This is a genomic window from Roseomonas sp. 18066, from assembly GCF_902706185.1.
GTDB lineage: Bacteria > Pseudomonadota > Alphaproteobacteria > Acetobacterales > Acetobacteraceae > Pseudoroseomonas.
The window spans coordinates 24,648-48,798 of the sequence record NZ_CACSJM010000020.1; the positions used below are offsets into that span (position 1 = coordinate 24,648).

Below are 24,151 nucleotides of genomic sequence, written 5' to 3' on the forward strand. Positions count from 1 at the left end.
GATGACCAGGATTGCCGACTTCCGCTCCGACCTGATGTCCGGGATCCCGCCCGCCGCCCTGGAGGCGATGGTCCAGACAGCGCAGGGCGCGCCGGAGATGGGCTTTCGCGATGATCCGTTCCAGGCGCGGCTGGAGCGGGAGGTGGCGGAGCTGGCGGGCTTTGAGGAAGCCCTCTTCGTGCCGACCTGCACCCTGGCGAACCAGATCGCGCTGCGGCTCTGGTGTCGCCCCGGCGACTCCATCCTGGCCGCCACCGACAGCCATGTGGCGAGCAGCGAGGCCGCGAGCACCGCTGGCCTGGCGGGCGTTGCCGTCAGGCGGCTGGCGGGCCTGCGGGGGCATCTGAGCCCGGGGACGGTGCAGGCAGCGCTCGCCGCACCCCAGGGGCCGGGCGCCCAGCCGACCAGCCTGGTCTGGCTGGAGAACACGCAGATGCGGGCGGGCGGCACCCTGGCCCCGGCCGGCTGGGGGGCGGCCATCGGCGAGCTCTGCCGCGGCGCCGGGCGGCGGGTGCATCTGGACGGCTCGCGCCTCTGGAACGCCGAGGCGGCGACCGGCCTGCCGCTGGCGACCCTCGCCCAGGGCGCCGACAGCCTGTCGCTCAGCCTGAACAAGGCGATCGGCGCGCCGGCCGGCTCGCTCCTGCTCGGCAGCCGGGATTTCATCCGCGAGGCCGTCGCCGTGCGCGGCACGCTGGGCGGCGCCTGGCGCCCGGTCGGCTTCCTCGCGGCGGCCGCGATCGCGGCGCTGCGCGGCCGGACCGACCGGCTCGGTGCCGACCACCGCCGTGCCGGCCTGCTGCATGCCGGTCTCGCCGCGGCATTAGGCCATCGCGCGGGCGAGGCGCCGGACACCAACATCCTCCTCCTCGCCCTGCCCGAGGGCATCGCTGCATCCGACATCGTCGACCGGCTTCGCGGCGAGCATCTGCTGGCGCTGGCCCTCGACGAAGCGACGCTCCGCTTCGTGGTTCATGCCCGCATCGACGACCAGGCCATCGCGCAGGCGGTCGAGACGGTGCGGCGGATCATGTCCCACCAGGCTTCCAAACCGCCGCCCCCTTCCCCGCAACCGACCAGGACTGGAGACGCGATCAGATGGCCATGAACCGCCGCGGCTTGCTCGCGCTGGGCTGCACCACCGCCTTGGCGCGCCCTGCCCTGGCACAGGCTTCTCGCGCCCGGACGCTGCGCGTCGTCCCGCAGGCCGACCTCGCCAATCTCGATCCGATCTGGACGACGGCGGCGGTCACCCTGAACCACGGCTACGCCATCTTCGACACGCTCTACGCGCTCGACGACAAGCTGCAGCCGCGACCGCAGATGGCCGCCGGGCACGACGTCTCCGAGGATCGCCGCGTCTGGACCATCCGCCTGCGGCCGGGCCTGAAGTTCCATGACGGCGAGCCGGTACGGTCGCGCGACTGCATCGCCAGCCTGCTGCGCTGGGGCAAGCGCGATGCCTATGGCCAGATGCTGGCGCGGGTGACGGAGAAGTGGGAGGCGCCTGACGACCTGACCATCCGCCTGACGCTGACGAAGCCCTTCCCGCTGCTGCTCGATGCCCTGGCGAAGCGGGCGAATTTTCCGCCCTTCATCATGCCGCAGCGGTTGGCGGTGACCGATGCGAGCATCCAGATCGCCGAGATGGTCGGCTCCGGCCCCTACCGCTTCCTCAAGGACGAGTGGTCGATCGGCAATCGCGCCGCCTATGCCCGATACGACGGCTATCTTCCGCGCGAGGAAGCCGCGAGCTTCATGGCCGGCGGCAAGCGCGCGAATTTCGACCGCGTCGAATGGCACACGGTGCCGGATGCCTCGACCGCCTCCGCCGCGCTGGTCCGCGGCGAGGTCGACTGGCTCGAGCAGACCATGCCGGATCTGAACGCCACCTTCGCGCGCAGCCGCGACGTCCGCCTGGAGCAGATCGACAATCATGGCCTGACCTCCTTCCTGCGCTTCAATTGCCAGGCCGCGCCGTTCAACAATGGGCGGCTCCGCCGGGCGATCCTCGGCGCCATCAACCAGGCCGACTACATGCAGGCGGTCACCGGCGACGCCATCCGCTGGCAGCGCTGCGCCTCGCTGTTCCCCTGCGGCATGCCCTTCTCGCGAGAGCTGGGCGGCAACCTGCTCAACACGCCGCGCGACCTGGCCAAGGTGCGGGAGGAGATCCGGGCGGCAGGCTATGCCGGGGAACGGGTCGTCATCATGAACCCGACCGATTTCCCCTCCATCGCGCCGCTGGGCTTCGTCACCGCCGATGTGCTGACGAAGATCGGCATGAACGTCGATCTCCAGTCCATGGATTGGGGAACGCTGGTGCAGCGCCGCGCCTCGAAGGCGCCCGTCGCGGCCGGCGGCTGGAGCATCTTCCACAGCTGGGCGGGGGCGACCACCATGATGAATCCCGGCCTGAACGACTATGTCCGCGGCCTCGGCGCCGGCGGCTATTTCGGCTGGCACGAGAATGCCGCCATCGAAGGCCTCGTGGAGCGCTGGATCAACGCCGCCTCCGATGACGAGCGCCAGCAGCTGGTCGACGCCATCCAGACGGAGGCCTGGGCCGCGCCGCCGACCATCATGCTGGGGCAGTACTACCCGACCACCGCCCTGCGCAGCGACCTTTCGGGCCGCCTGCCCACCAGCATGCCGCTGCCCTGGAACATCCGGCGCGCCTAGCACCGCCCCTGTTCCCGACAACAAGCTCGATCCCGGAGGTTTCGCCATGGACGGCGCGCGACCCATCGTTTCCTCGCTCAACGGCATGGTGGCCGCGGCGCATCCCCTGGCGGCCCAGGCGGGCGCCGGGATCCTGTCGAAAGGCGGCAATGCCTTCGATGCGGCCGTCGCCACGGCAGCGGCGCTCAATGTCGTGGAGCCCGGCATGTCGGGGCTCGCCGGTCAGGGCGTCGCCGCCTGCTACGTGGCCGCCGAAGGGCGGGTGCGCATGCTGAACTTCGTCACGCACGTCCCGATGACCTTCCCGGAAGGTGTCTACCGGGTCCGGGAGGAGATGCGCCGCGGCGCCCACTCCCCCGGCGTTCCGGGCAATCTGGCCGGTTGGTGCGCGCTGCTCAGGGCCCACGGCACCCGCTCGCTCGCCGAGGTCTTTGCCCCGGCCATCGCACTCGCCCATGACGGCTTCCCGCTCACGGAGCTCAATACCCGGCACCTGAACAAGGCCGTCGACGTTCTCCGCGATCTCCCGCTCTTCGATACCTGGAACGACAACTACACCGGTGGGGCTGGGCAGGTCGCCCTGCACCAGGTCAGCCGTCAGCACGCCCTTGGCAGCACGCTCGAGGCCATCGCGGCGCGAGGCCCCGACCATTTCTATCGCGGCGAGCTCGGAGAAAAGGTCGTCGGCCATCTCCGCAAGATGGGCGGCTTCATCACCATGGCCGACCTGGACAAGGTGCAGCCGAGCTGGAGCGATCCGCTCTCCACCGCCTATCGCGGCGTCACCATCCACACGCTGCCGCCGCCGAGCGAAGCCTTCCAGTTCATCCTGACGATGAAGATCCTGGAGGCCTTCGAAGTCGCAACCATGCAGCCGCAGGGGGTCGAGCATCTCGACCTGATGTGGCGGGCGATCCGCCTGGCCGCCGGGGAGCGCATCTACACCAACAAGCCCGGTCCGGAGCAGCTGGCGCGGCTGCTCGGCGACGCCAATCTCGACCGGCTGATCGCCCGGGTGAAATCGGCAGACCCCCTGGAAGGCCCGACCGAGCAATGGCTGCCGCGGCCACCGGACCCGAACCGGGAGAACACCACCTCCTTCTCCGTGGCCGACCGCGCGGGCAACATGGTCTGCGTGACCCAGAGCCTGGGCGACCTCTTCGGCTCTGGCGTCGTCGTGCCCGGGACGGGCATCTGCCTGAACGATTTCCTCTACTGGGCGGAGGCGGATCTTCGTGGCGGCAATCCGCTGCGCGCGGGCGAGAAGCTCGCCTTCCCGACCGCGCCGACGATCAGCACTGTCGGTGGCACGCCTGTCCTGGCCCTGGGAACGCCCGGCAGCTACGGCATCCTGCAGACGCAGCCGCAGGCGCTGGTGCAGCACCTCGATTTCGGCCTCGGGCTGCAGCAGGCCATCGAGGCGCCGCGCACCCGGCTATGGGATGGGCGCCTCGTCAATCCCGAGAACCGCATCGATCCCGCGACCCTCGCCGAGCTCGGCCGCCGCGGCCATGTGATCGAGGACACGCCGCCCTGGACGATCCTGGTCGGGGGCATGCAGGCGATATCGCGGAACCCTGCCAGCGGCGTGATGGTTGGAGCCGCGGATCCGCGCCGGGAAGGCTATATCGCGACGGCCTGACGGCGGTCGTCGCACCTGTCAGCGCCCTGATCCCTGCCAGCTGGCCCTCGTCGCCGTGGCCGAGGAGCACGGCCAAGCCAATTCAGTGACCTTCCCGGACGTCGCTCACCGGCAGGGCGTCGCTCGGGGCTAAAGGGAAGGTCAAGCGCCAGCTGTGGGATTTCACGAGGCCGTTCATCCGACGTGGCCATCAGGTATCCGTCGGCGGCGCTGTCGAGCACCGCACCACTGGCCGGCGTGGCCCAAGCTGCCTTGCCTCCGTCGGAGGATAGCGACGGTCGCGACGTGACAAGCCAGTCCTGCCGAAGGCACGCGCAAATCGCCCTTGTGGGGGTACGATGTGCGCTTGTTTTGCAAAGGGGGAAGTGGCGGAGGGGATGGGATTCGAACCCACGAAAGGGATTATCTCCCTTTAACGGTTTAGCAAACCGCCGCCTTCGGCCACTCGGCCACCCCTCCGCAGGGACTTGAAGTTACACGGCGTATGCGAAGCCGCTTCTAGCGTCCCGGCATGCCGCCGTCAAATCGTGCAGACGGTCTGGATGCAAAAAACCTGGGGATAGAACGGCAAAGGCCACGCCGCCCTTCCCCAGCCTGCAAAGGTTACCCCAGATGCGCCGCCATCCCCCGCGCCACCGCTGGCCGCGCCATCATCCGCGCATACCAGGCGGCGACTGCCGGGAACTCCGCCAGGTCGACCTTGTGCCGCGCATGCCGCCACGCCCAGCCCAGGATGGCGAAATCGGCGATGCTCGGCTCCCCTTCGGTCGCCACGAAGTCGCGGCCCGCCAGGCGCCGCTCCAGCACGCCGTAGAGCCGCAGCGTCTCGGCGCCATAGCGCTCCAGCCCATAGTCCCGCGCGGCCCCCTCGGGGCGGCCGAGGAAATGATGCACCTGGCCGGGCATGGGGCCGAAGCCGCCCATCTGCCACATCAGCCATTCCCAGACGGCGATGCGGCCGCGCGGATCGGACGGCAGGAAGCGCCCGGTCTTCTCGGCCAGGTAGAGCAGGATGGCGCCGGATTCGAAGACGCTGACCGGCTTCCCATCCGGGCCTTCGTCATCGACGATCGCCGGGATGCGGTTGTTCGGGGAAATGGCCAGGAAATCGGGCTGGAACTGCTGGCCCTTGGTGATGTCGACGACCTCGACCTTGTAGGGCAGCCCCATCTCCTCCAGGGCCACGCTGATCTTGCGGCCGTTGGGGGTGTTCCAAGTGTGCAAGGTGATCATGGCCTGGCGCTTCCTTTGCCGATGTTCTGAGCAGGGAAGCACGCGCCGGGGCCTGCGTCAGCCCCGGCGCCGTCACGGAAGCCGGGCGGTCAGCCCAGCTTGGTCTTCAGCAGCTCGTTCACCAGGGTCGGATTGCCCTTGCCCTGCATCGCCTTCATCGTCTGACCGACGAAGAAGCCGAACAGCTTGTCCTTGCCGCTGCGGTATTCTTCCACCTTGCCGGCATTGGCGGCCATCACCTGGTCGATCACCGCCTCGATCGCGCCGGTGTCGGTCACCTGCTTCAGCCCGCGCTCCTCGACCAGGATGCCCGGGGCCTTGCCGGTCTCGAACATCACCTCCAGCACCTCCTTGGCCAGCTTGCCGGAGAGGGTGCTGTCGGCGATCAGGTCGAGCAGCTCGCCCAGATGCGCGGCCGTCACCGGGCTTTCGCCGATGGAATGGCCGGTGCGGTTCAGGCCGGCGAAGAAGTCACCGGTCAGCCAGTTGGCCGCCACCTTCGGGTCGCGGCCGCGCGCCACGGTCTCGTAGAAGGCGGCCGTCTCCTTCTCCAGCGTCAGCACATGCGCGTCGTAGGGCGTCAGACCGAAATCGCCGACATAGCGGGCGCGGCGGGCATCCGGCAGCTCCGGCAGGGCGGCCTTCAGCTGGTCGACCCAGGCCTGCTCGATCACCAGCGGCGGCAGGTCGGGGTCGGGGAAGTAGCGGTAGTCATGCGCATCTTCCTTCGAGCGCATCGACCGCGTCACGCCGCGGGTGGTGTCGAACAGGCGGGTCTCCTGCACCACCTCCTCGCCGGCCTCCCAGACCTCGATCTGACGCCGCGCCTCGGCCTCGACCGACTGCATGACGAAGCGGATCGAGTTGACGTTCTTCACCTCGCAGCGGGTGCGGAACCCCTCCCCTGCCTTACGGACCGAGACATTGACGTCGGCCCGCAGCGACCCCTGCTCCATGTTGCCGTCGCAGGTGCCGAGGTAGCGCAGAATCTGGCGCAGCTTGGTCAGATAGGCGCCCGCCTCCTCCGGCGAGCGCAGGTCCGGCTCAGAGACGATTTCCATCAGCGCGACACCTGACCGGTTGAGGTCGATGTAGCTCTTGGTCGGGTGCTGGTCGTGCAGCGACTTGCCCGCATCCTGCTCCAGATGCAGCCGGGTGATGCCGATCAGCTTGGTGCTGCCATCGGCCAGCTGGATCTCGATCTGGCCGGTGCCGATGATCGGGAAGGCGAACTGGCTGATCTGGTAGCCCTGCGGCAGGTCGGCATAGAAGTAGTTCTTGCGGTCGAAGCGCGACCACAGGTTGACCTGGGCGTTCAGCCCGAGGCCGGTACGCACCGCCTGCGCCACGCATTCGCCGTTGATCACCGGCAGCATGCCGGGGAAGCCGGCATCGATGAAGCTGACCTGGCTGTTCGGCTCGGCGCCGAAGGTCGTGGCGGCGCCGCTGAACAGCTTCGCCTCCGAGGTCACCTGGGCATGCACCTCGAGGCCGATGACGACCTCCCAGGTGCCGGTGCTGCCTTCCAGGGTATAGCTGCTCATGCCGCGGCCCTCACCGACGGGGTGGCGGTGAAGCCGGCGACGCGCTCGATGGCGCCGCCGACCGCGAAGACGGTCTCCTCGTCGAAGGGACGGCCGAGGATCTGCAGGCCGAGCGGCAGGCCCTTGGAGTCCAGCCCCGCCGGCACCGACATGCCGGGGATGCCGGCCAGGTTGGCGGTGATGGTGAAGACGTCGTTCAGATACATGGCCACAGGGTCGTCCTGCGTCTCGTCCCGCCCAAAGGCGGCGGTGGGGGTCGCCGGGGTCAGGATGGCGTCGACCTGGCCCCAGGCCTGGTCGAAGTCGCGCTTGATCAGCGCCCGCACCTGCTGCGCCTTGACGTAATAGGCGTCGTAATAGCCGGCCGAGAGCACATAGGTGCCGATCAGGATGCGGCGCGTGACCTCGGGACCAAAGCCGGCGGCGCGGCTGCGCTCGTACAGGTCCTTCAGGTCGGCGCCTTCCTCGCGGATGCCGAAGCGCACGCCGTCATAGCGGGCGAGGTTCGAGGAGGCCTCGGCCGGCGCCACGATATAGTAGGTCGGCAGCGCGTATTTCGTGTGCGGCAGGCTGATGTCGACCAGGGTCGCGCCCTCGGCCTTCAGCCAGTCCATGCCCTGGCGCCACAGCGCGTCGATCTCGAGCGACAGGCCCTCGACCCGGTATTCGCGCGGGATGCCGATGCGCAGGCCCTTCACGCCCCGTGCCACCGCGGCGGCGAAATCCGGCACGGCGCGGTCGGCGCTGGTCGAATCCTTCGGGTCGAACCCGGCCATGGAGCCGAGCAGGATGGCGCAATCCTCGACCGTGCGGGCCACCGGCCCGGCCTGGTCGAGGCTGGAGGCATAGGCGACGATGCCGAAGCGCGAGCAGCGGCCATAGGTCGGCTTGATGCCCACCACGCCGCAGAAGGCCGCCGGCTGGCGGATCGAGCCGCCGGTGTCGGTGGCCGTGGCGCCCAGCGCCAGCCGCGCCGCGACCGCGGCCGCCGAGCCGCCGGAGGAGCCGCCGGGCACCAGCACGCTGTCGTCGCCCTGGCGCTTCCAGGGGTTCTCGACGCCGCCAAAGGCCGAGCTCTCATTCGAGGAGCCCATGGCGAATTCGTCGAGATTGGCCTTGCCCAGGAACACCGCCCCGTCGCGCAGCAGCTGCGACGTCACGGTGCTCTCATAGGGCGGCTTGAAGTCGCCGAGGATCTTGCTCGCCGCCGTCGTCCGGATGCCGGCGGTGCAGAACAGGTCCTTGATCGCCAGCGGGATGCCGGTCAGCGCCCGGCCCTCGCCCTTGGCCAGGGCGGCATCGGCGGCGGCGGCCTGAGCCAGGGCGGCCTCCGGCGTCACCGTGATATAGGCGTTCAGCCGCGGGTTCAGGGCGGCGACGGCGTCCAGATGCGCCGTCGTCAGCTCGGTCGCGCTGATCTCGCGTCTGGCCAGCGCCGCACGGGCGCCGGCAAGGGTATAGTCGGTGGGAGCGGTCATCGCGGCTTATTCCACCACCTTGGGGACTGAGAAAAAGACATCCGCCCGGTCCGGCGCATTCGCCAGCACCTGCTGCTGGATGCCGCCATCGGTGACGCGGTCCTCGCGCAGGCGCAGCTTCTCGGCGCCGCCGCCGGCCATCGGCTCGACGCCTTGGGTATCGGCCGCCTGCAACTGCTCGATCCAGCCCAGGATCCCGTTGAGTTCGGTCTCGAGGCGGGGCAGATCGGCTTCCTCCACCCTGAGGCGGGCGAGCGAGGCGACGCGCCGGACTGTGGCGGTGTCGAGCGACATTCTGTTTTTCTTCCGGAAGTGACAGGTCGGGTTTGCGCGCAAACGGGGGCGGACCATAAACACCGGCATGCCCATCATCAACCTGAGCGAGCTTCGCGCCGCCCTTTCCCCCGGCCAGCGGCTGATCGGCCTGGATCCGGGGAAGAAGACCGTGGGCGTCGCCCTGTCCGATGTCCTGCTGATGCTGGCCAGCCCCTATCGCGGCCTGGCCCGCGCCAAGCTGGCCGCCAACGCCGCCGAGATCGCCGCGATCGCGACGCGGGAGGGGGCGGCGGGCCTGGTCGTCGGCCTGCCGCTCGGCCTCGACGGCAGCTTCGGCCCGGCCGCCCAGGCGGCCAAGGACTGGGCGATCGCCCTGTCGGCCGCGACCGGCCTGCCGGCGGCGCTGTGGGACGAGCGGCTGTCCTCGGCGGCCGTCAACCGCATGCTGATCGAGGAGGCCGACCTGACCCGCGCCAAGCGGGCCAAGGCGGTCGATGCAGCGGCGGCCGCCTATATGCTGCAGGCGGCGCTCGACGCCTCGGCGGGTGCGGCCTCATTGCCACGGTGACATCCGCCGTTCACGCTTCTGTCAACCTTACCCTGGCGCAACCGCAACCGATCGGTCAGATTGCACCATCGCGGTAGCACAAGGTCCGGCATGGCAGAGGATCGCCTGGCATCGCTGATCGGGGATATCTACGCCTTGGCCACCGGCCCGGGGGGCGGGCGTGGCTGGCCCGGTATCATCGACGACGTCGCCGAGATGGTCGGCGCGCAGACGGCGGCGCTGCATCTGAGCGACCCGCGGCAGCAGCGCACCGCGGTGCTCGCCGCCCGCAACCTGCCGGCCGACGTCGCCGCCGACTACGAAACCCATTTCTTCAGCCGCGACCTTTTCCTTAGCCGGCAGGATTCGGCCCTGGCTGACCACACCCATCTCAGCCAGGAATATCTGAGCGAGGCGGAGGTCGAGAGCTCCGAATTCTACAACGACCTGCTGCGCCACCGCATGGGCAACGCCTTCTACGCCGCGCACAGCCGGGGCGAGATGGACGATAAGATGTTGGTGCTGGGCCTCGCCCGGCCACGCGAGATGGGCCCCTTCTCCGCCGACCAGTCCCGGCTGATCCGCCAGCTCTGGCCGCATCTGCTGCGCGCCATCCGGGTCGAGGACAGGCTGCGCAGCAGCCAGGCCGTGGCCGGCATCGGCTTTGCCGCGGTTGATGAGCTCGCCATCGGCCTGGCCATCCTCAAGCCCGACCGCAAGCCCCTGTTCATGAACCGGACGGCGCGGCGGATGCTGCTCGACCGCGGCGGGCCGATGCTGCAATCCGCCGAGGGCCGGCTGCGCCTGCAGCAGCCCGGCGGCGACGCGCTGTTCGCCACCCTGCTGGCCCAGGCGACCACCAGCGCCGTGGCGCTGCGCAGCGGCGGCTCGATGCGCTGCGGCCGCGCCGACGGGCGGCTGGCGCTGGCCCTGATGATGATGCCCTTCCGGCCGGAGGCGGGCGGCGGCGTCCCGCTCGGCCTCGGCGACCTGCCGGTGCTCCCTGGGCCGCTGGCCCTGCTGATGGTCACCGACCCGAATGCCCGGCCCAATCACCTGGCCGACCAGGTGATCGCCATGTTCGGGGTGACCCGTGCCGAGGCGGAGGTCGCCGCCAGCCTGGCCACCGGCCTCAGCGTCGAGGAGGTCGCGACCCAGCGCGGCGTGCGGCTGACCACGCTGCGCAGCCAGGTGCAATCGCTGCTGGCCAAGACCGGCACCAACCGGCAGGGGGAGCTGCTGCGGCTGCTGCTGTCCCTGCCCCGCCTCGCCGGGCCGGAGGCATGACGGCCGGCGCCCCGCGGGGCGCGGCGCAGCCTCGACCGGGCCGCATGCGTGACCGCCGCCCCGCACCCCGCCCCTTCCTGCCGGGGCCGGGTCTGGCTATGGTCCCCCGCCTCTAGCCGGACTGGTCCTCATGTTGCCATATCCTCACCGGCACCTCCTCGCCCTGCAGGGTCTGGAGCCGCCCTATATCGCCGATCTGCTGGATCTGGCGGAATCCTATGCCCTGCTGAACCGCAGCGGCAAAACCCAGCGTGACCTGCTGAAGGGCCGCACGCTGATCAATCTGTTTTTCGAGGACAGCACCCGCACCCGCACCAGCTTCGAGCTGGCCGGCAAGCGGCTGGGCGCCGACGTGATCAACATGTCGGTCTCGAACAGCAGCGTGAACAAGGGCGAGACGCTGCTCGACACCGCCTCCACCCTGAATGCCATGCATTGCGACCTGCTGGTGGTGCGGCATGCCCAGTCCGGCGCGCCGGCGCTGCTCAGCCAGAAGGTCGACGCCGCGGTGATCAATGCCGGCGACGGCACGCATGAGCATCCCACCCAGGCCCTGCTCGACGCGCTGACCATCCGCCGCCGCAAGGGCCGGCTGGAGAACCTGACCGTCGCCATCTGCGGCGACGTGCTGCACAGCCGGGTCGCGCGCAGCAACATCCACCTGCTGCTGGCGATGAATTGCCGGGTCCGCCTGGTCGGCCCGCCGACGCTGATGCCGGCCGAGGCCGGGCGGCTCGGAGTCGAGGTGTTCCACGACATGAAGGCCGGGCTGAATGACGCCGACGTCGTCATGATGCTGCGGCTGCAGCGGGAGCGCATGGTGGGCGGGCTGGTGCCCTCGGCGCGGGAATTCTTCCGCTTCTACGGGCTGGACGCCGCCAAGCTGGCGGTGGCCAAGCCGGATGCCATCGTCATGCATCCCGGGCCGATGAATCGCGGCGTCGAGATCGACAGCGCCATCGCCGACGATCCGGTGCGCAGCGTGATCGGCGAGCAGGTGGAAATGGGGGTCGCGGTCCGCATGGCGGTGCTCGACATCCTCTCGCGCAACCAGCGGCGCAACGCGCGGTGACCCCCCCGATGTCCCTGACCACCATCCCCGACACCCTCTTCGTCAATGCCCGGCTGCTCGACCCGGCCAGCGGCCTGGACGCTGCCGGCAGCCTGCTGGTCAGCGGCGGGCGCATCGCCGACCATGGCGGCTCGCTCGGCCAGCCGGAGGGCGCGACGGTCATCGACTGCGGCGGCGCCATCCTCGCCCCCGGCCTGGTCGACCTGCGCGCCGCCCTCGGCGAGCCCGGCGCCGAATACCGCGAGACCATCGAATCGGCCGCCATCGCCGCGGCCGCCGGCGGCATCACCACCGTCTGCGCCCTGCCCGACACCCAGCCGGCGCTGGACGACCCTGCCCTGGTGCAGTTCCTGCTGCGCAAGGGCGAGGTCACCGGCAGCCTGACGGTGCTGCCCTATGGCGCCGCCACCAAGGGCTGCGCCGGGCAGGAGCTGTCCGAATTCGGCCTGCTGAAGGAGGCCGGCGCCATCGGCTTCAGCGACGGCACCCGGGCCATCGGCAATGCCCGCACCATGCGGCTGGCGCTGTCCTACGCCCGGGCCTTCGGCGCCTTCGTGGTGCAGCACCCGGAGGAGCCGGCGCTGGCCAAGGGCGGTGCCGCCACCGAGGGCGAGCAGGCCACCCGCATGGGCCTGCCCGGCATCCCGCCGGCGGCCGAGGCGATCATGGTGTCGCGCGACATCGCGCTGGCCCGGCTGACCGGCGGCCATGTGCATTTCGCCCATGTCTCGACCGCCGCGGCGCTGGAGCTGATCCGCGTCGCCAAGGCCGAAGGGCTGCAGGTCACCTGCGACACCGCCCCGCCCTATTTCGACCTGAACGAGACAGCGATCGGCGACTTCCGCACCTATGCCAAGCTCTCGCCGCCGCTGCGGCGGGAGGAGGACCGGCTGGCCGTGGTCGCGGCGCTGGCCGACGGCACCATCGACGCCATCGCCTCCGACCATCAGCCGGCGGATCCCGACGACAAGCGCCTGCCCTTCGCCCAGGCCTCGGCCGGCGGCACCGGGCTGGCGACGCTGCTGGGCATCACCCTGGCCCGCGTCCATGCCGGCGACCTGCCGCTGCTCGCCGCGATGGCGCTGCTGACCAGCAGGCCGGCCGCGCTGCTCGGCATCGAGGCCGGCCGGCTGGAGCGCGGCGCGCCCGCCGACCTGGTGCTCTTCGACCTGGAGCGCGCCTGGAAGGTCGAGGCCGGCAAGCTGCCCGGCAAGGCGCAGAACTCGCCCTTCGACGGGCGGGCGCTGGAAGGCCGGGTGGTGGGCACCTGGAAGGCCGGCCGCCGGGTGTTCGGCTGATGCTGCTGCTGGCGGCGGCCGTCATCGGCTATCTCTCGGGCTCGGTGCCCTATGGGCTGCTGCTGACGCGGGCCGCCGGTCTCGGCGATATCCGCCAGATCGGCAGCGGCAATATCGGCGCCACCAACGTGCTGCGCACCGGCAACAAGAAGGTGGCGGCGGCGACGCTGCTGCTGGATGCGCTGAAGGGCGTGGTGCCGGTGCTGCTGCTGACCGCGCTGTGGGGGCGGGAAGCCGGGCTGATCGCCGGCCTCGCCGCCCTGCTCGGCCATGTCTTCCCGGTCTGGCTGGGCTTCAAGGGCGGCAAGGGCGTCGCCACCGGCGCCGGCGTGCTGCTGGCCGCCGCCTGGTGGCTGGGCCTGATCGGCGCCGTCATCTGGGTGGTCATGGCCAAGACCACCAGGATCTCCTCGGCCTCGGCGCTGACCGCCTGCGCCGCGGCGCCGGTGATCGCGGCGCTGGCCGGCGACTGGATGCTGGCCGGCTTCGCCCTGGTGCTGGCGGCGATCATCATCGCCCGCCACCACGAGAATATCCGCCGCCTGCTGGCCGGCACCGAGCCGCGGATCGGCCGCAAGACATGACCCCGGCGGCGGAAGGCAGCGTGCTGGCACGGCTCAGGCTGGCCCGCACCGAGGGCATCGGCCCGTTGACCTTCCGCCGCCTGCTGAACCGCCACGGCAGCGCGGCCGCCGTGCTCGAGGCCCTGCCCGGGGCCGGGCGCGGCCTGACCTACTACCCGCCGCCGCCGGCCCGCATCCACCGCGAGCTGGACGCCGTCGCCGCCATGGGCGGCCGCTTCATCTTCCTCGACGACCCTGACTACCCGCCGCTGCTGGCGCAGCTGGCCGACGCGCCGGCAGCGCTCGCCGTCATCGGCGAGGCCGGGCTGCTGCGGCAGCGCCAGGTGGCGCTGGTCGGCGCGCGGCATGCCTCCGCCCTCGGCCGCCGCTTCGCCGGCGAGCTGGCCGAGGAGCTGGCCGGCGCCGGCATCGTCGTCACCTCGGGCCTCGCCCGCGGCATCGATGGCGCGGCGCATGTCGGCGCGCTGCGCGCCGGCCGCACCATCGCCGTCATCCCCGGCGGGCTGGACCGCGCCTATCCACCGGAGCACGCCGAGCTGCAGGGGCTGATCGCCGAGCATGGCGCCGTGGTGGCGGAGGCGCCGCTCGGCACCGCCCCGATCGCCCGGCATTTCCCGCGCCGCAACCGCATCATCGCCGGCCTCAGCCTGGGCGTGGTGGTGGTCGAGGCGGCGTTGCGCTCGGGCACGCTGATGACCGCGCGGCTGGCCCTCGATGCCGGGCGGGAGGTCTTCGCGGTGCCCGGCAGCCCGCTGGATCCGCGCTGCGCCGGCGGCAACGACCTGCTGCGCCAGGGGGCCTGGCTGACCGAACGGGCCGATGACGTTCTCGCGAATTTGCCCCAGGCGCCGCGCGAAACGCCCCTGCTGGCGCCGCGTCCGCCGCCCAAAATAGTGCCCGAAGCGCCGCCGCCGCCGCCGGACGGGGCCGACCCGGCCGCGCAACTGCTTGATCTGATAGGGGCTTCGCCGGTTGTGGTTGACGAGTTGATGCGACGCTGCCACCTCTCTGCCGCTGCGGTGCAGGCCCTGCTGTTCGAACTCGAGCTGGAGGGACGGATCGCGATCCTGCCGGGAAACCGGGTTGTCCGCAGCGGATTACGTTAAAAGCATCACCTGAGCAGTTCAGCAGCCCCGCCCCCGGGCAGTTCCGTCCGGGGGTGACAGAGAGAGCGCACCGCACCCGCCATGACCGACGTCGTCGTCGTCGAATCGCCGGCCAAGGCGAAGACCATCAACAAGTATCTCGGGCAGGACTTCACCGTCCTGGCGAGCTTCGGCCACGTGCGCGACCTGCCCGCCAAGGATGGCAGCGTCCGCCCGGACGAGGACTTCGCCATGGACTGGCTGGCGGAGGACCGTGGCGAGAGGCAGGTGGCGGCCATCGCCAAGGCCGTGAAGGGCGCGCGCAACCTCTACCTCGCCACCGATCCGGATCGCGAGGGCGAGGCGATCTCCTGGCACGTCCAGGAGATGCTGCGGCAGAAGGGCGCGCTGAAGGGCGTGACCGTCCACCGCATCACCTTCAACGAGATCACCAAGCGGGCCATCCAGCATGCGGTGGCCCACCCGCGGGAGCTCGACACCCCGCTGATCGACGCCTATCTGGCGCGGCGCGCGCTGGACTACCTGGTGGGCTTCACCCTGTCCCCCGTGCTGTGGCGCAAGCTGCCGGGCAGCCGCTCGGCCGGCCGCGTGCAGTCGGTCGCCCTGCGGCTGATCTGCGAGCGCGAGGCCGAGATCGAGATCTTCCGGGCGCGCGAGTACTGGACCGTCGAGGGGCGCTTCCTGACCGCCGCCGGCGCGCCCTTCTCCGCCCGGCTGACGCATCTGGAGGGCAAGCGGCTCGACCAGTTCGACCTGAACGACGAGGCCAGCGCCAGCCGCGCCAAGGCCGCCGTCGAGGCCGGCAGCTTCTCCATCGGCAGCGTCGAGAAGAAGCGCACCCGCCGCAACCCGCCGCCGCCTTTCACCACCTCGACCCTGCAGCAGGAGGCCTCGCGCAAGCTGGGCTTCGGCGCGCAGCAGACCATGCGCCAGGCGCAGCAGCTCTACGAGGGCGTCGACATCCAGGGCGAGACCGTCGGCCTGATCACCTACATGCGGACCGACGGCGTGCAGATGGCGCGGGAAGCGATGTTCGCCATCCGCGACCATGTGAGCTCCGCCTTCGGCCCCGACTATGTGCCGGCCGCGCCCCGCGAATATTCCTCCAAGGCGAAGAATGCCCAGGAGGCGCATGAGGCGATCCGCCCCACCGACGTGACCCGCACGCCGGAGCAGGTCGCCCGCTTCCTGTCGCCCGAGCAGCGCCGCCTCTACGAGCTGGTCTGGAAGCGTGCGGTCGCCAGCCAGATGCAGTCGGCGGAGCTGGACCAGACGGGGGTCGAGCTGGTCGAGCCCGCGGGCAAGACCAGGCTGCGCGCCACCGGCAGCGTCATCGCCTTCGACGGCTTCCTGAAGCTGTATCGCGAGGATGTGGACGACGCGCCCACGGGTGCCGCCTCCAGCGAGGAGGATGACAGCCGTACCCTGCCGCCGATGCGCGAGAAGGACCCGGCGAAGCTGACCGCGGCCCAGGCCGACCAGCACTTCACCCAGCCGCCGCCGCGCTATTCGGAGGCCAGCCTGGTGAAGAAGATGGAGGAGCTCGGCATCGGCCGCCCCTCCACCTATGCCTCGATCCTGCAGACGCTGCAGGACCGCGACTACGTCAAGATCGACAAGCGGCGCTTCTATCCCGAGGATCGCGGCCGGCTGGTCACCGCCTTCCTGGTGAATTTCTTCGAGAAATACGTCGATAGCGGCTTCACCGCGACGCTCGAGGAGCAGCTCGACGACATCTCCGGCGGCCGGGCCGACTGGCGCGCGGTGATGCGCGCCTTCTGGGAGGACTTCAACGCCGCGGTTCTGGCCACCAAGGACCTCACCATCAGCGCCGTCATCGACGCGCTGGACGAGGAGCTGGGCCAGCACTTCTTCCCGGCGCCGGCCGAAGGCGGCGACCCGCGTGCCTGCCCGGCCTGCGGCAATGGCCGGATGGGCCTGCGGCTCGGCCGCAACGGCGCCTTCATCGGCTGCTCCAACTATCCGGAATGCCGCCACACCCGGCCGCTGTCGGTGGCCGGCGCCGAGGCGGAGGGCGAGGGCGCGCTGAATGGCGGCATCAAGGAGCTGGGCACCGACCCGGTCTCTGGCGCCCAGGTGACGCTGCGCCGCGGCCCCTATGGCCTCTATGTCCAGCTCGGCGAGGGCACCACCGACGCCAAGGGCAAGGCGGTGAAGCCCAAGCGCACCAGCCTGGCGCGCGGCATGGAGCCGGATTCGATCGACCTGGAGCGCGGCCTGGCGCTGCTCTCCCTGCCCCGTATCATCGGCCCGCATCCCGAGACCGGCGACGAGATCACCACCGCCATCGGCCGCTTCGGCCCCTACGTGAAGATGGGCAGCATCTTCAAGTCGATCGATAAGGATGACGATGTCCTCAGCATCGGCATCAACCGCGCCGTCGCCCTGCTGGCCGATGCCAAGGCCAAGGTGCGCGGCCTGGGCCCGCATCCGAAGGATGGCGAGCCGGTCGAGGTGAAGCGCGGCCGCTTCGGCCCCTATGCCCAGCATGCCGGCATGGTGGCCAGCCTGCCGCGCGGCACCCAGATGGAAGAGGTGACGCTGGAGCAGGCGGTGCTGCTGCTGGCCGAGAAGGGCAAGAAGCTGCCGCCGCTCGGCAAGAAGGGCCCGGCCAGCAAGGCCAAGAGCAAGGCGAAGCCCGCCGCCGAGGCGGCTGACGCGGCGCCGAAGCCGAAGCCCGCGCGCAAGGCGCCCGCCAAGACGGCGACCAAGGCGGCCCCCGCCAAGGCCGCCGCGGCCAAGACCACCGCCGCCCGCCCCAAGGCCGCCGCCAAGGCGCCGGCCAAGGCCAAGGCTTGAGCGGGCCCGGGGACACGCCCCCGGAAGCGCGGGCCGCCGATCCTGCTTCGGCGGCCCCGCCCTTGCCCTCGCGCGAGGCGCTGCGGCGCTTCCTGCGCGAGACGCCCGGCCGCCCCGACAAGAGCGACATCGCCCGGCATTTCGGCCTGACCACCGAGCAGCGCCCGGCGCTGCGCGACCTGCTGAAGGAGCTGGAGCGCGAAGGCGTGCTGTTCCAGGCCGGCCGCAAGCCGCAGCCCCCCGGCCGCCTGCCCGAGATGGCGCCGGTCGAGGTCTTCGGCACCGATGCCGATGGCGATCCCCTGGCGCGCCCGCTGGCCTGGGAAGGCGGCGGCCGCGCGCCGCTGGTCTATATGCGCCCCGAGCGTCCCGGCCAGCCGGCCCTGGCCCCCGGCGAGCGGGTGGTGGCGCGGCTGAAGCCGATCGGCCCCGGCCGCTACGAGGGCCGCACCTTCAAGCGGCTGGGCATGGGGGCGCCGGCGCGCCTGCTCGGCGTCTATCGCGACGGCAGGCTGCAGCCGACCGACAAGCGTGCCCGCGCCGAATGGAGCGTGGCGCCCGAGGACCGGCTCGGCGCCGAGGATGGCGACCTGGTGCTGGCCGAGCCGCTGCCCGGCAACCCCTTCGGCCTCAGCCCGGCGCGCGTCACCGAGCGGCTCGGCCCGATGGACGCGCCGCGCGCCGTGTCCTTGCTGTGCATCCATGCGCATCGGATTCCCGACAGCTTCGATCAGGCGGCGCTGGACGAGGCCGCCGCCGCGCAACCCGTCGATCTGGCCGGCCGCACCGACCTGCGCGACCTGCCGCTGGTCACCATCGATGGCGACGACGCCCGCGATTTCGACGACGCAGTCTGGGCCGAACCCGACAGCGCCGGCTGGAAGCTGGTCGTCGCCATCGCCGACGTTGCTCACTATGTCCGCCCGGGCAGCGCGCTCGATCGCGCCGCCTGGGGCCGCGGCAACAGCGTCTATTTCCCCGACCGCGTCGTGCCGATGCTGCCCGAGGCGCTGTCCAACGGCCTGTGCAGCCTGCGGCCGGGCGAGGAGCGCGGCTGCCTCTTCGTCGAGATGCGCTTCGATGCCCAGGGCCAGAAGCAGGCGCACCGCTTCGGCCGCGGGCTGATGCGCTCGGCGGCGCGGCTGACCTATGAGGAAGTCCAGGCGACCCGCACCCCCGGCGCGCCACAGCCCGAGGTCGCTGGCCAGATCGCACATCTCTACGGCGCCTTCGCCGTGCTGCAGGCGGCGCGCGAGCGGCGCGGCACCCTCGACCTCGACCTGCCGGAGCGGCGCGTGGTGATGGATGCCGATGGCGAGGTGCGCGACGTGCTGCCGCGCGCCCGCCTCGACTCGCACCGGCTGATCGAGGAATTCATGGTCGCCGCCAATGTCTGCGCCGCCGAGGAGCTGGAGCGGCTGCGCCAGCCCTGCCTCTACCGCGTGCATGACCGGCCCTCGGACCAGAAGCTGGAGGCGCTGCGGCAGTTCCTCGATTCGCTGGAGCTCGACCTGCCCGCCGCCGGCGAGCTGCGCCCGCGCCACTTCGCCGCCCTCCTCGACCGCATGCGCGAGCGCCCCGAGGCGCGGCTGCTGCACGAGACGGTGCTGCGCGCACAGTCGCAGGCCGCCTATAGCCCCGAGAATATCGGCCATTTCGGCCTGGCGCTGTCGCGCTACGCCCACTTTACCAGCCCGATCCGGCGCTATGCCGACCTCGTCGTGCACCGCGCCTTGGTGCGCGGCTTGAAGCTCGGCGACGACGGGCTGCAGGACGCCGAGATTGAGCGCCTGCCCGACACCGCCGAGCACATTACCCGCACCGAGCGCCGCGCCGCGGCGGCCGAGCGCGAGGCGTTGGAGCGCTACCTGACCCGCCACATGGCGTCCCGCGTCGGCAGCATGTTCGCCGCGCGGATTTCAGGGGTGACACGCTTCGGTCTCTTCGTCACGGTTGAGGAGAATGGCGCGAGCGGACTCGTGCCATCGTCATCCCTGCCGGACGATCAATGGACTTACGAGGAAGCCGAGCACCGGCTTTCCGGCCGCTCTACGCGTCTTGCCTTCACCCTGGGGCAGGCCGTGGAACTGCGCCTGGCCGAGGCCGTGCCGCTGACCGGCGGCCTGCGCTTCCAGCTGCTGGAGGGGGTGGCGCCAGCGCCGGGGGCCCGGCGCAGCCGGGTGCGGCGGGCGCCGCCGAAGAAGACCGCCTCGTCGAGCCAGCAGGGAGCCGCCGGGCGCGGCCCAGGCCGGCGCTAGGCACGGTCGCCCTGCCCCCGGCGCGCGCCGCGCGCCCCAGCCTGCCGGCCCTGCTGCGCGGCATGGCCGCGCTCCTCCTCGTCCTGCTGCTGGCCAGCCTGCTGACGCCGGCCTCGGCGCAGGGCGAATCGCCCTTCTCCCGCCCGCAGTTGCGCGGTGTGCTGCGCGAGGCCTTCACCGCCATCATCGACCGCCACCTGGAAGCCGCGGCGCCGGGCGACCTGGCGCTGTGGTCGCTGCGCGGCCTCGGCGCGCTGGACACCAGCCTGGTGGCCGATGTGCAGGACGGCATGTTGCGGCTGCGCCAGGGGCCCGGCGTGCTGCGCGAGGCGCCGCTGCCCGGCCGCCCGACCGCCATCCCGCCGGAGGCGGCCGCGCGCGGCCGCCCGCTTGTGGCGCAGCCCGCAGCCCTGCCGCCCGCCGCCATGCCCGACCTGCTGGCCGACAGCCTGTCGCAATTCTACGCCGAGGCCTGGCAGGCCTCCCCCGCGCTGCGCCGCGCCGGCATGGAAGGGCTGCTGCAGGCGGGCTTCGACGAGGTCTTCAACCACCTCGACCCCTATAGCCGCTACATCACCGCCGAGGAGGCCTGGCAGGCGCGGCAGCGCCGGGTCGGCCAGTCCGGCCTGGGCCTGCGCGTCGCCGCCGGCCAGCGCGACACGCTGGTCATCGCCACCCTGGTGCCGGATGGCGAGGCGGCGCGGGCCGGGCTGCGCGAGGGCGACGTGCTGCGCAGCATCGATGGCGTCGCCATCTCCGCCCGCCGCATCATCATGGCGGCCGAGATGCTGGAGGGCCCGCCGGGCAGCGAGGTGGCGCTGGAGCTGCGCCGCGGCAACCAACGCCTGTCGGTGGTGCTGCGGCGTGCCAGCCAGCTGCTGCAGCCGCTGCAGGCGGAGACGCAGGACGGCATCCTGTGGATGCGCATCGCCGCCTTCTCGGCCACCACCACCGAGCAGGTCTCGGCAGCCCTGAACGCCGCCTTCGCGCAGGCCACGCCGCCGCGCGGCGTGGTGCTGGACCTGCGCGGCAATCGCGGCGGCATCCTGACCCAGGCGATGACGGTGGCCGACGCCTTCCTGTCGGGCGGCCCCGTGGCGCAAAGCCTGGGGCGGCATCCGGAGGCGCAGCGCGTCTGGAACGCTGCCGGCAGCGACCTCGCCCAGGGCGCCCCGGTGGTGATCATGGTCGATGGCCGCACCGCCTCGGCCGCCGAGATCGTCGCGGCGGCGCTCGGCGACCGCGGCCGCGCCGTGGTGGTGGGCAGCGCCACCCTGGGCAAGGGGCTGATCCAGATCGTCATCCCGCTGTCCAATGGCGCGGAGGTGCTGATCTCCTGGTCGCGCGTCCTGGCGCCGCGCGGCTGGCCGGTGCAGGGCCTGGGCGTGCTGCCGGCGGTCTGCACCAGCCTGGGCGTCGAAGCGCTGCGCAGCGGGCTGCAGATGCTGGGCCAGGGCCAGCCGCCGATGGGCCCGGTGCTGGCCCGCGCCCGCCTGGCCCGGCCGCCGGTGCCGGCCAGCGAGGTCACCGCGCTGCGCGCCAGCTGCCCGCCGGCCGAGGGGCGTGACCTGGATGTCCAGGCGGCGCGCACCCTGCTGAACAGCCCGGCGACCTATCGCGCCGCCCTGCCCCGCTGAACCACGCTTCCGTCGGCCCGATTCGCGGCAAAACAGCGGCCTAGCAGCGGCAAAAGCCGCCCCCGGCGCAGCTTCCCCTTGACTGGCGGGCCCAGATGGCTAGGTTGCGCCATCTCGCGTCGCACCCGGGTGCGCGGCCTTTACGTCGCCCGGCTTGTGGTGCCCCAACGGCGCCCACGGAACAATGTCATGGCCAAGTCGAACACAATCCTGATCAAGCTCGTCAGCACCGCTGACACCGGCTATTTCTACGTGACCAAGAAAAACACCCGGAACACCACCGGGAAGCTGGAAATGCGCAAGTACGATCCGGTCGCCCGGAAGCACGTCGCGTTCCGCGAGTCGAAGATCAAGTAATCTGCTGCCGCGGCATCGCCGCGGCGAGGATTGCAGGATCTGCGAACGAAAAAGGCCGCATCCCCGGATGCGGCCTTTTTTCGTGGCTTTGACGCCGCGCTGCCCTCAGGCGACGTCGGCATCCTTCTTCTTCCAGTCCTCGGCCCCGGCCAGCTCCACCCGGTTGCGGCCATTGGCCTTGGCCCGGTACAGCGCCGAATCGGAGGCCGCCACCAGCGCCGCCAGATTCTGCCCCTGCCCGGTCAGCGCCACGCCGATGCTGGCGGTGATCGACAGCGACTGCCCCTGCCCGATCAGCACCGGCTGCTCGGCCATGGCCTGGCGCAGGCGGTTGGCGACCTGCAGCGCCTCCTCCTGCTGGGTCTCGGCCATGGCGACGATGAATTCCTCGCCGCCGAAGCGGGCCACCACGTCGACGGCGCGCAGATGCTCCTTCATGCGGCCGGCCACCTCGCGCAGCACCTGGTCGCCGACGGCATGGCCATGGGTGTCGTTGACCGTCTTGAAGCGGTCGACATCGAGCAGCAGCACGGCGACGGCGCCGGCGCGCAGCAGCCCCTCCAGGTGGCGGGTGACGTAGCGGCGGTTGCGCAGCCCGGTCAGGCTGTCGGTCACCGCCAGCTCCAGCGAGCGGTCCAGGTCGGCGCGCAGCCGCTCCTGATAGCGCTTGCGGCGGATCTGGTTGCGGATGCGGGCGCGCAGCTCGTTGGGATCGACCGGGCGCAGCACATGGTCGTTGGCGCCGAGGTCGAAGCCGCGCAGCACCTGGGCGCGCTGGTCGGCATCGGCGATCAGCAGCAGCGGCAGGTCGCGCGTCGCCGCCTGAGCGCGCAGGCGCGACGCCAGGCGCAGCCCCTCGCCGCCTTCCAGCGACAGGCTCAGCATGGCCAGGTCGAAATGCCCGCGCGACAGCGACGCCCAGGCCTCGGCCAGGCTGCCGGCCAGCTGCAGGGTCACGCCTTCGGCGGCCAGCACGCTGCCCAGCAGCTCGGCCTCGTTGACGTCCTCGGTGGCCAGCAGCACCGCGGCGCCGGCCACCCCTTCCGAGGGCCGCTCCTGCGGCTCAAAGCCGAGGTCGAGGGCGGTCTCGGCGCGCAGCCGGAAGGCGTCGAGCACCTGCTTCATGCGCAGCAGGGCGCGCAGCCGGGCGAACAGCGTCGGGTGGTCGACGGGCTTCGACAAGAAGTCGTCGGCCCCCGCCTCCAGCCCGCGCACCCGCTCGGCCGGGTCGACCAGGGCGGTGACCATGACCACCGGGATCTGCGCGGTCAGCGGATTGGCCTTCAGCCGCCGGCAGACCTCGTAGCCATCCATGCCCGGCATCATCACATCGAGCAGGATGACATCGGGCAGCCATTCCTCGGCGCGCTGCAGCGCCTCCGGCCCGGAGGAGGCCAGGGTTACCTCGTAATATTCGGCGTTCAGCCGCGCTTCGAGCAGGCGCAGATTGGCGGCGATATCATCGACGACCAGGACGCGGGCGGTCATGCCGAAATTCCCCTGCCGGGGGCTGTCCCTGCCCGTCGCCGCGCCACCCGTTCATCCCTGCCAGCCATCCGTGTCGTTCCCGCTGCTTGCCGGAGCTTGCCGACGGGGTCTTCCCATCGAAGCCGGGGGAGGCTGGCTGAAGCCTGGCTGCCCTTCGACCATCTCGATCTTAGCAAGATTGCATCGTCGGAGCGAGGCTCCACGGCCAGGCTTCGCGCGCCGGCGCGGCTCAGCCGTTGGAAAGCTGCGCGACCAGGCCGGCGAGAAACAAGGTGAGGGCCAGGTCGAGGAAGACCAGGCCGGCCGCCTGGAGCCCGCCCACGCCCAGCGCCGCGCGCGCGGCGAACCATTGCAGCCACAGCGCATAGGCGATGCCGACCAGGCTGGCGGCGGGCTGCAGCTCCACCGGCAGCAGCCAGCGCGCCAGCAGCGTGAAGACCAACAGGATCGCGTATTGCAGCAGATTGACCCAGTTCCAGGTCGCCACCAGCCGCGGCCAGAGGGCGCCACGCCCCATCCGCTCGGCCATCGGCAGGGCGGCGAGCGCGAAGGCCACCCAGCCGGCGGCATAGCCGGTCAGCTGCGCCACCACGGCGCGTGGCGTGGCCAGCGTGGCCCCGATCGCCGCGGCCTCGCCGGAAGGATCGCCCGGCGCCGCATCCAGCAGCAGCCGCATCACCAGGAAGATCGGCAGGCAGAAGGCGGCCGCCCAGAAGGAGCGCCCCGCGCCCTCGGCGCCGACCGGCATCCAGGCGATGCCCTCGACCCGGCCGCGTGCCAGCAGCAGCGCGCCGCGCAGCCCGGCATAGATCTCGGCGATCGGCAGGCGCGGCACCATGCCG

19 protein-coding genes and 1 tRNA gene are annotated in these 24,151 nt (G+C 71.3%); 13 read left to right on the forward strand and 7 right to left on the reverse strand.

Translation table 11 applies throughout. The features are described from left to right. Position 1: 1 nt before the first annotated feature. From GVN67_RS06410 to GVN67_RS06420, 3 genes are read left to right on the forward strand one after another with little or no spacing between them, the layout of a single operon-like run. A complete protein-coding gene (locus tag GVN67_RS06410; RefSeq protein WP_159993958.1) occupies positions 2-1,108 on the forward strand; it encodes a low specificity L-threonine aldolase in 1,107 nt (368 codons plus the stop codon). Continuing rightward, positions 1,099-2,682, forward strand: a complete 1,584-nt coding sequence (locus GVN67_RS06415; RefSeq protein ID WP_159993960.1) for an ABC transporter substrate-binding protein — start codon at positions 1,099-1,101, stop codon at positions 2,680-2,682. The genes GVN67_RS06410 and GVN67_RS06415 overlap by 10 nt, the downstream gene beginning before the upstream one ends. Positions 2,683-2,728: 46 nt before the next feature. Continuing rightward, positions 2,729-4,324 carry a gamma-glutamyltransferase family protein gene (locus GVN67_RS06420; RefSeq protein WP_159993962.1) on the forward strand — a complete coding sequence of 532 codons (1,596 nt, stop codon included), beginning with the start codon at positions 2,729-2,731 and terminating at the stop codon, positions 4,322-4,324. Positions 4,325-4,690: 366 nt separating this feature from the next. Here the strand turns inward: GVN67_RS06420 and GVN67_RS06425 are convergent. The 5 genes from GVN67_RS06425 to gatC form a co-directional block, all read right to left on the reverse strand. Continuing rightward, positions 4,691-4,783 (reverse strand) — tRNA-Ser (locus tag GVN67_RS06425). Positions 4,784-4,927: 144 nt separating this feature from the next. Beyond that, positions 4,928-5,557 (reverse strand): glutathione S-transferase family protein, encoded by a 630-nt coding sequence (locus GVN67_RS06430; protein WP_159993964.1) that lies wholly within the window; start codon positions 5,555-5,557, stop codon positions 4,928-4,930. 89 nt (positions 5,558-5,646) lie between these two features. Continuing rightward, positions 5,647-7,101, reverse strand: coding sequence for an Asp-tRNA(Asn)/Glu-tRNA(Gln) amidotransferase subunit GatB (gene gatB / locus GVN67_RS06435; protein WP_159993966.1), 1,455 nt, complete (start codon positions 7,099-7,101; stop codon positions 5,647-5,649). Further along, the gene (gene gatA, locus GVN67_RS06440; RefSeq protein WP_159993968.1) at positions 7,098-8,579 is read right to left on the reverse strand and encodes an Asp-tRNA(Asn)/Glu-tRNA(Gln) amidotransferase subunit GatA; all 1,482 of its coding nucleotides are present in this window, start codon (positions 8,577-8,579) and stop codon (positions 7,098-7,100) included. The genes gatB and gatA overlap by 4 nt, the downstream gene beginning before the upstream one ends. Before the next feature lie 6 nt (positions 8,580-8,585). Further along, positions 8,586-8,873: an Asp-tRNA(Asn)/Glu-tRNA(Gln) amidotransferase subunit GatC gene (gatC, locus tag GVN67_RS06445; protein WP_159993970.1), complete on the reverse strand. Its 288-nt coding sequence runs from the start codon at positions 8,871-8,873 to the stop codon at positions 8,586-8,588. Between the two features lie 67 nt (positions 8,874-8,940). Between gatC and ruvX the strand changes: the two genes are divergently transcribed. The 10 genes from ruvX to rpmG all read left to right on the forward strand — a co-directional run bounded on the left by ruvX (position 8,941) and on the right by rpmG (position 21,821). Beyond that, positions 8,941-9,423 (forward strand): Holliday junction resolvase RuvX, encoded by a 483-nt coding sequence (gene ruvX / locus GVN67_RS06450; RefSeq protein WP_159993972.1) that lies wholly within the window; start codon positions 8,941-8,943, stop codon positions 9,421-9,423. 90 nt (positions 9,424-9,513) lie between these two features. Further along, positions 9,514-10,689 (forward strand): hypothetical protein, encoded by a 1,176-nt coding sequence (locus tag GVN67_RS06455; protein ID WP_159993974.1) that lies wholly within the window; start codon positions 9,514-9,516, stop codon positions 10,687-10,689. A 130-nt stretch (positions 10,690-10,819) separates the two neighbouring features. Continuing rightward, positions 10,820-11,761 (forward strand): aspartate carbamoyltransferase catalytic subunit, encoded by a 942-nt coding sequence (locus tag GVN67_RS06460; protein ID WP_159993976.1) that lies wholly within the window; start codon positions 10,820-10,822, stop codon positions 11,759-11,761. Between the two features lie 8 nt (positions 11,762-11,769). Then, the gene (locus tag GVN67_RS06465) at positions 11,770-13,059 is read left to right on the forward strand and encodes a dihydroorotase (protein ID WP_408906346.1); all 1,290 of its coding nucleotides are present in this window, start codon (positions 11,770-11,772) and stop codon (positions 13,057-13,059) included. Further along, positions 13,059-13,643, forward strand: a complete 585-nt coding sequence (gene plsY, locus GVN67_RS06470) for a glycerol-3-phosphate 1-O-acyltransferase PlsY (protein WP_159993978.1) — start codon at positions 13,059-13,061, stop codon at positions 13,641-13,643. Before GVN67_RS06465 ends, plsY begins: the two co-directional genes overlap by 1 nt. Beyond that, the gene (gene dprA, locus GVN67_RS06475; RefSeq protein ID WP_159993980.1) at positions 13,640-14,749 is read left to right on the forward strand and encodes a DNA-processing protein DprA; all 1,110 of its coding nucleotides are present in this window, start codon (positions 13,640-13,642) and stop codon (positions 14,747-14,749) included. The genes plsY and dprA overlap by 4 nt, the downstream gene beginning before the upstream one ends. An 81-nt stretch (positions 14,750-14,830) precedes the next feature. Beyond that, a complete protein-coding gene (topA, locus tag GVN67_RS06480) occupies positions 14,831-17,569 on the forward strand; it encodes a type I DNA topoisomerase (RefSeq protein WP_159993982.1) in 2,739 nt (912 codons plus the stop codon). Positions 17,570-17,631: 62 nt separating this feature from the next. Beyond that, complete coding sequence (gene rnr / locus GVN67_RS06485; RefSeq protein ID WP_235034992.1) at positions 17,632-19,827, forward strand: ribonuclease R; 2,196 nt, start codon at positions 17,632-17,634, stop codon at positions 19,825-19,827. 62 nt (positions 19,828-19,889) lie between these two features. After that, positions 19,890-21,464, forward strand: a complete 1,575-nt coding sequence (locus tag GVN67_RS06490; RefSeq protein ID WP_159993986.1) for a S41 family peptidase — start codon at positions 19,890-19,892, stop codon at positions 21,462-21,464. Positions 21,465-21,653: 189 nt separating this feature from the next. Next, entirely contained in the window at positions 21,654-21,821 is a 168-nt protein-coding gene (gene rpmG / locus GVN67_RS06495) for a 50S ribosomal protein L33 (protein ID WP_007002299.1), read from the forward strand. 105 nt (positions 21,822-21,926) lie between these two features. On the opposite strand, the gene GVN67_RS06500 is transcribed toward rpmG, so the two are convergent. Together GVN67_RS06500 and GVN67_RS06505 are read right to left on the reverse strand one after the other, a co-directional pair. Further along, complete coding sequence (locus GVN67_RS06500; RefSeq protein ID WP_159993988.1) at positions 21,927-23,309, reverse strand: PleD family two-component system response regulator; 1,383 nt, start codon at positions 23,307-23,309, stop codon at positions 21,927-21,929. Between the two features lie 229 nt (positions 23,310-23,538). Beyond that, positions 23,539-24,147 carry a hypothetical protein gene (locus tag GVN67_RS06505; RefSeq protein ID WP_159993990.1) on the reverse strand — a complete coding sequence of 203 codons (609 nt, stop codon included), beginning with the start codon at positions 24,145-24,147 and terminating at the stop codon, positions 23,539-23,541. Positions 24,148-24,151: the final 4 nt, after the last annotated feature.